1 protein-coding gene and 1 pseudogene are annotated in these 679 nt (G+C 63.9%); one reads left to right on the plus strand and one right to left on the minus strand.

The genetic code is table 11. The annotated features are described in order from the left end of the window. Positions 1–340 (plus strand): annotated as a pseudogene (locus EN750_RS40180) (pilus assembly protein); the annotation flags it as partial. 37 nt (positions 341–377) lie between these two features. On the opposite strand, the gene EN750_RS37605 reads toward EN750_RS40180, so the two are convergent. Further along, a partial coding sequence (locus EN750_RS37605; protein ID WP_145968349.1) for a PhnD/SsuA/transferrin family substrate-binding protein occupies positions 378–679 on the minus strand: 302 nt, incomplete at its 5' end.

Genomic DNA, 679 nt, shown 5'->3' on the forward strand with positions numbered 1-679 from the left:
GCCCTACAACCGCTCGCCCCCGACCATCACCATCACGGCAATCCAGGTTTCGCCCGATGCGACGAGGGCACTGGTGGTGTGGTCACGCAAATTGGTAGCCGGCGTCGCCAGCCCTGGCGCCGCCGCGACCACCGAGACAACGGTCCCGGCGTCGCTCAGAGTCGCCAACACTTTTCTCATCCGCGTCGAAAGCAACCTCGGCTACACGCCGGTCATCGCGTGGAGCGCGAGCAGTCAACAGAAGCTTGGGCTGACCTCGGCTTTCAGCAACATAACCATGGGCGAAACCTACTACCTGCGCCCCCGCAGAAGCATGGCGATCCCTTGCAGCGACTGTTGAACACAGAAGCAGCCAGGCGCTGGGCAGGCCGCTCCAGCTACTGCTGCGGCCCACGGTCCGAAACGAAGCGCACGATAGCAGCGGCCATCTCGTAATCTTTTGGCGCCACGCGAGCGAAGCCGCCGGAATGTCTCGATTCCAGGAGATCGTAGATATCGGGCGTCGTCGACTTGAGGTTGGTGAGGAACACGGCAAGCCTGCGCTTGGCTTCCGGGTCGAGATCGCTGCGGACAGCATGGGGGCCGTATCTCAACAGGCCCGACGTCCATACGATCCGAAGCGCCGTCACCGAGAGCCCTGCCGCCTCCAACCTGGCCTGCGTGCCCGACGGTTCTCGCG

This window comes from Mesorhizobium sp. M7A.F.Ca.ET.027.03.2.1 (genome assembly GCF_003999175.1).
Lineage (GTDB): Bacteria > Pseudomonadota > Alphaproteobacteria > Rhizobiales > Rhizobiaceae > Mesorhizobium.